Origin of the sequence: Thioflexithrix psekupsensis, assembly GCF_002149925.1 — a bacterium.
GTDB classification, from domain to species: Bacteria; Pseudomonadota; Gammaproteobacteria; order Beggiatoales; family Beggiatoaceae; genus Thioflexithrix; species Thioflexithrix psekupsensis.
Map to the genome: position 1 here is coordinate 725,459 of NZ_MSLT01000006.1, position 6,406 is coordinate 731,864.

Here is a 6,406-nt window from a genome sequence, read left to right on the forward strand (position 1 = left end):
TGCCAAATAAGGAATAATCCCATGTTAGCGTTTTCTCAATCCTCTCATTTATCCACAGAATTAACCGATTCTTTTGTTTTACCGCATGAAGTCTTATTACGCGAGGTGCAGTGGTTGCGTCAAGGCGATCATTTGCTGATTAAATGGTGGTCAGAAACCATTACTATTGAGCATTATTTTAACAATCCAATCCCCTTGTCAATTAATAATGGCAAAATATTAGATGTGCCAGAAATCATGGCACAATTAACGCCACAATTACCCCATCATTGGGCGGCCGAAGGTCAATTAACTATTGGTGCGGCAATGCCTGTTATTGGCACGGCAACATTAGTGGTTAATGGGCCTGTCACTGTAGAAAATGATCGCGGCCAAATCCGTCAAGTGGCACAAGGCGATCCCATTTATCTGAATGATAAAGTACAAACGCCCGCAAAAGGCTATATTAAAATTACTTTAAACGATGGTTCTACCTTCCAATTAGGCCCTTTATCGCGGGCGCAATTAGAAAAATATTCTTACGTCGCTGAAGAACAAGGCGGCGAATTAGAAGTGAATATGTTTATTGGTTTTTTCCGTTTTATTAGCGGAAAAATTAGCGGTGATAGTGGAGAACAACATACTGTCATTAAAACCCCTTCGGCCACCATTGGCATTCGGGGCAGTGAAATTGATGCGCTAATTGAAGGTAATGGTGCTACCACGATTCTACACACCGAAGGATTAATTAGCATTACGCCACGTTTTTCTCACGAAACTTTTACCATTTTTGAACCGGGAACACGGATTTATATTGATAATATCACCTTATTGCGTTCTATGGTTTCGCTTCAAGAAGTTGAGCAATTCAAAGCGCAATTAGCTCCGTTAAAAACTTATCAGGACAGCCTTTCCCCCTTGATTTTGCAACCGGGGACGGGACAAGGACAAGAGCGCGGACACGATACTCCCCGCACAGACCCTTCATCGCCACCTCCCCCCAACAACAGTGGGCAAAATCAACCTATGCCGACTCCTCCCGAAAAGGGAGATTTTAAACCCACTAAAGACCCTTTTTCGCCCTTTGACGGCCAACATTTTAACCACTTGGGACATCCTCCTCCGCGTCCATTTGATGCACCAAATGTGTTTCGTAATAAATTGGTTGCTCCAAAAACAGACTACTTTACACCCGGTAAACCACTGATAGATTTGCCTTTATCGGAAGCACAAACAGAATTTTTTAAACCTCATTTTTTCGATAAACCCAACCCATTCAGTAATGAACACAGCAAAAATTTGCCGCCGCCGTCACATGGACTAGTGCCACCATTGCCGCCGCCTGTTTTACCAGTTCCTCCAGAATCAGAAGACAATAGTGATGATGTTGTCTCACCAACTCCACCGATTCCGCCGCAGGATGCCTTGCCTATTCCTGAAGAGCCAGAGCCACCGATTACACCGCCACAACCACCTGTTGTGCCGCCAGAACCGCCGATTACACCGCTGCAACCGCCTGTTGTGCCGCCAGAACCGCCGATTACACCGCCACAACCGCCTGTTGTGTCGCCAGAATCACCGATTACACCGCCACAACCGCCTGTTATTGCGCCAGAACCACCGCCGACTCCGCCCGTGATTCCTACGCTGCCAGAGCCGCCGCCGAGTCCTGATCCAATTTCACCGCCATTACCCGTTAATAACGCGCCCATTGCCAATGCGGATCACGTGGATTTAGGCACAAATCGCAGTGTGTCCATTGATTATTTATTGCAAAATGATCGGGATATTGATAGCGAAAGTTTGCGCATTCTTAGCGTGCAAAATGCACAAAATGGACAAGTTATTTTATTAGACAATAACACGGTCATTTTTACTCGTGATTTAGTCAACAATACAGAATCTTTTACAGGTTCTTTTAGCTACACCATTACCGATGATAAAGGCGGTTTTGCGGGAGCAAATGTGACTGTCATTGGCGATCCAATCATTACGCCATTACCGTCTTTGCCTCCCGTCGCTGCGCCTGATCAATTCATGATGGTTAAAAATACCGCTTTATCCTTAGAAAGCAGCCAATTACTGGCCAATGACAGCGATCCGCAAAATTTGCCATTAACCCTAATTAGCGTGATTCAAGGTGAAGGTGGCCGTGTCAGTTTGCAAGGGCAACAGATTGAATTTATAGCAGAAAATAATTTTATTGGATCGGGTTTTTTCAGCTATCAAATTCAAAATAGCGCAGGGCAAAGCACACAAAGCACCGTGACAGTTAATATTGTCAATCAAGCCCCACAAGCACAAAATGATTTTTTCTCCACAGAACAAAATCAACCTTTAACCTTATCTATTCAAGAATTATTAGCTAATGATCAAGACCTTGATGGCGATTTATTCACCTTGACTAATATATTTCCTGCCACAGATGGAAACGCGATTTTAAGTGAAGATAATCGCCAAATTATTTTCACACCAAATCCTGATTTTTCTGGTGAAGCACGTTTTGATTATCAAATTGCCGATTTACACAACAGCACTGCCACTGCAACCGTTATCATTACAGTTGAACCTTTAGTGCAGAATATAGAAGCGATTGATGATAATTTTACCGCTTTTGTTAATGATGAATTCGTATTGTCTGCAAAAGAATTATTAGGCAATGATCAATTCTCTAATAGCGAATTGCAAAATAGCGCGTTAATTCAATCGGTCAATAATCCTGTGAATGGGCGCGTTATTTTTGATGCCGAAACGCAAGCCATTCGTTTTATTCCTGAAACGGATTTTATCGGTAATGCCAGCTTTATTTATGAGGTAATAGCCGATTCGATCACTGCGACGGCAACGGTGACCATTAACTATTTAGGTGCGTTACCCGAACCAGTGAACGCGGTGAATGACAGTGGTTTCTTTACCAAAATGGGACAAGCCTTAACTATTGATCCCAATCGCTTATTGGCTAATGATAATAATCCCAATAATTTGCCCTTATCCATGACCCAATTAAGCGCGGCACAACACGGCCAAGTGCAACTTAATTTAAATGGACAAATTGAGTTTTTACCCGAAGCCAATTACATCGGCATTGCGCGTTTTAATTATGAAATCACCGATGGTCAAACCAATAGCACGGCTACGGTATTTATTGATGTACTCAATGCCAACCAAGCTCCTGTGGCTAATCCTGATCAATTCGAGATTCCTTTTTTACAATCCATTAGTCTGGATGTAGCGGATTTACTCGCCAATGATATTGATCCTGATTCTACTGATATTATTCGTTTTATGGGCGTGAGCAATATTCCAGAGGGATTAACCATAGAAGTCTCTGGAAATGATCTTCATTTGTGGGCAGATTATCGTGCTTTAGCGGCTACAGATAGCGTCAGCTTTAACTATTTAATTTCCGATGGAGAAATAGAAAGCGAAGGCACAGTAGAATTGCAGCCAAGTAATGTTTTTTTAGGCACAGAAGGCGCGGATACTTTTAGACCTAATTTATCCAGCGACGTGCAGATTTTTAAAGGCTTAGGTGGCAATGATACTTTTGGCATTCCTGGCCCCAATGCGATTTTATTGGGAGATGCGGGTAATGATTTATTTTCATTAAAAGCAGATGCAGCAGCGGGTGTCATTATCGAAGGGGGATCAAATTTAGATACCTTGCGTTTATCAGGTGGAGAGGGGCAAATTTTAAATCTAATTCAAAATAGCCAATTAGCCACCGATCAAGCCATCACATTAACAGGAATTGATCGTCTTGACTTAACACAAGGCAATGGACATCAATTGGTGCTTGGATTAAGCGATGTATTAGCTATTTCTGACACAGGTAATTTGCGTATTGATGGCAATTCATCCAGCTTAGTTAATTCCACCAATCAGGGTTGGAATAATATAGGATTGACGGAACAAGATGGAGTGCCTTATTACCGCTATGCGGCCAGTGGTGCAGAATTATTAATTAACACGGATATTGCACTGCAATTTATCAGCTAATTAACCCTTATCCATAAATGAATCGCCTGAGCAGAATTTATCAACATAGGAAATATTCTGACTCAGGCATTTTTTTGTATTTTATAAACCAACTTAAATAAAAGGTTAAGAATATTATTGTATTTCTCATAAAATGTTGCTAAATCGGGTGCAAAACCAAAGAGAATTTAATAAAATAATGTGTTGACTTGATAAAGTAGCGGTATAACAAATAAAGCAACGCCTTGATACATTTAATTTCTCATTCATATATAGCACATTAGCTCATGATCGATTCCATCGTTATTGCGGTTTTGACACTGACCACCATTGGCGGCATCATAGGGATATGGCGATTTCGACAACGTCAGCATCAATTACAACACGAATTAACCCATCAATTTGCCCTTTTAGAAAAGCAAAAACATGTTTTAGCCGTCACCCGCGACGCTTTGCACAGCATTCTGACAGATATTCCCGATGATTTAGATGCTTTAGCCGCATTTGCTGATGCGGTCGTGCGCTTGCATGCCAGTGAAGCGCGTTTTCGGGCTTTATTCGACTATGCGCCCATCGGCATTTTACAAGCCAATATCACAGGAGAATTGGTTTATATTAATCCTACATTAGAGAAAATTTTAGGCTATTCTCACTGCGAATTAGTAGGAAAAAATTATTATGAATTATTGCATCCCGAAGAACAAATAGAAACTTCTTCAAATCGTTTATTTGAACAATTATTAAAATACAGTAGAAATCATTACCAAACCATAGAACGTTATCAACATCGTTTAGGGCGAGAAATTTGGGCGAGTTTGTCCATTGCGGGCGTGCGAGATGTGGACGGTGGCGTATTGTTTGTGGTGGGTATGGTGACAGATATTACCGAAAAACGCGCCGCTGAAGCCCGTTTAGCCCACAATGAAATGCGCATCGCCGAGGCCCAACAATTAGCCCAATTGGGTTATTGGGAATGGCATCCGCAAAATGATGACATGTTTTGGTCTGAAGAATTCTCTATGCAATTGGGTTATCCTTGCAAACCTATACAAACGCATTTAGATGAATTTTATCAAGCTATTATTGCTGACGATCAACAATATGTTAAATATCATTTACTGGCTTTATTAGACACAAGTAATCAAGAAAAAATTCCCCATTTTGAAAACTTAGAATTTCGCGTTAAAATCAAAGATGGCAAAGTAAAAACATTGCAATCTTCTGGTAAGTTATTACGCACTTATGATGATAAACCTTATTGCGTCATTGGTACGGCTTTAGACATTTCTGAGCGCAAACAAACTGAATTATTATTGCGTAAATTATCCACTGCGGTTGAGCAAAGTTCTAATAGCATTTTAATTACGGATCGCAAAGGCATTATTCAATATGTTAATCCTGCTTTTACCAAAATTTCAGGTTATTTACCCGAAGAGGTTTTAAATCGCACACCACGTTTATTAAAATCAGGATTAATGGGGATTGATTTTTACCGTGATTTATGGAGTACAATTTTAAGAGGCGATGTATGGCAAGGGGAATTTACCAATCGCCATAAGTCAGGTGAATTATATTATGAATACACCACTATTTCTCCGATTCGTGATGAAAATCAAGAGATTAGCCATTTTTTAGCGGTGCGCGAAGACTTAACGGCTTATCGTCAAGCGGTCGAAGCCTTGCGCAATAGCGAAGCCCGCTACCGCTCGGTGATTGCCTCTATGAGTGAGGGTGTGGTATTGCAAAATAGGACGGGGGAAATTTTAACGTGTAATCAAGCCGCTGAATCCATTTTAGGCTTGACTGAAGCCCAAATGGCAGGGCGTAGTTCTTTAGACCCTGCGTGGCAGTCGGTGCGGGAAAATGGTATGTCATTTCCCGGCTACGAACACCCTGCGATGGTGACATTACAAACAGGATTGCCGTTTAAAAACGTCATTATGGGCGTGTATAAAACACCACAACAAGATGTCACTTGGATAGCCATTAATTCTCAACCCATTTTCACCGACGATCCCAGCCATTTACCCACCGCGGTGGTCACTACTTTTACTGACATTACACCTTATAAATCCGCACAAAAAATATTTAGAGAAACAAAAACAATTACTCGATTTATTACGCCGTGGTTTAATCATTTTATGAGTAAAAATGATTTACTTAGCACTTATCATTTATTATTAACAGAATTACTAAAATTAACAGACAGCCAATTAGGATTTATTAGTGATATTGAAGAGGATCAAATTCATACCCGCTTATTATTAACCCATTCTCTTCGTGATCAACAATTCATCACTTTATTTGACCGTGAAAAAACGGGATTATTTGCCACCTTAAATCAACTATTACAACCGATTTTACAAAATGGTTCCGTGATTATTCAAGATCAAGCCAGTGCTGCATGGGCGCAGCTTATATACCAATTTTTTCAGAGTCGTATAATAAT

2 protein-coding genes are annotated in these 6,406 nt (G+C 40.8%); both read left to right on the top strand.

Going from position 1 to position 6,406, the window contains the following annotated elements; translation table 11 throughout:
* Positions 1-21: 21 nt before the first annotated feature.
* The gene (locus tag TPSD3_RS04365) at positions 22-3,978 is read left to right on the top strand and encodes an Ig-like domain-containing protein (RefSeq protein WP_176329719.1); all 3,957 of its coding nucleotides are present in this window, start codon (positions 22-24) and stop codon (positions 3,976-3,978) included.
* A 266-nt stretch (positions 3,979-4,244) separates the two neighbouring features.
* Positions 4,245-6,406: PAS domain S-box protein (locus TPSD3_RS04370; protein WP_140048477.1), on the top strand; the 2,162-nt coding region annotated here is incomplete at its 3' end.

Bases quoted from the DNA above. Each gene is read 5' to 3' on its own strand.
- TPSD3_RS04365 (WP_176329719.1), top strand. From the start codon at position 22: ATGTTAGCGTTTTCTCAATCCTCTCATTTATCCACAGAATTAACCGAT.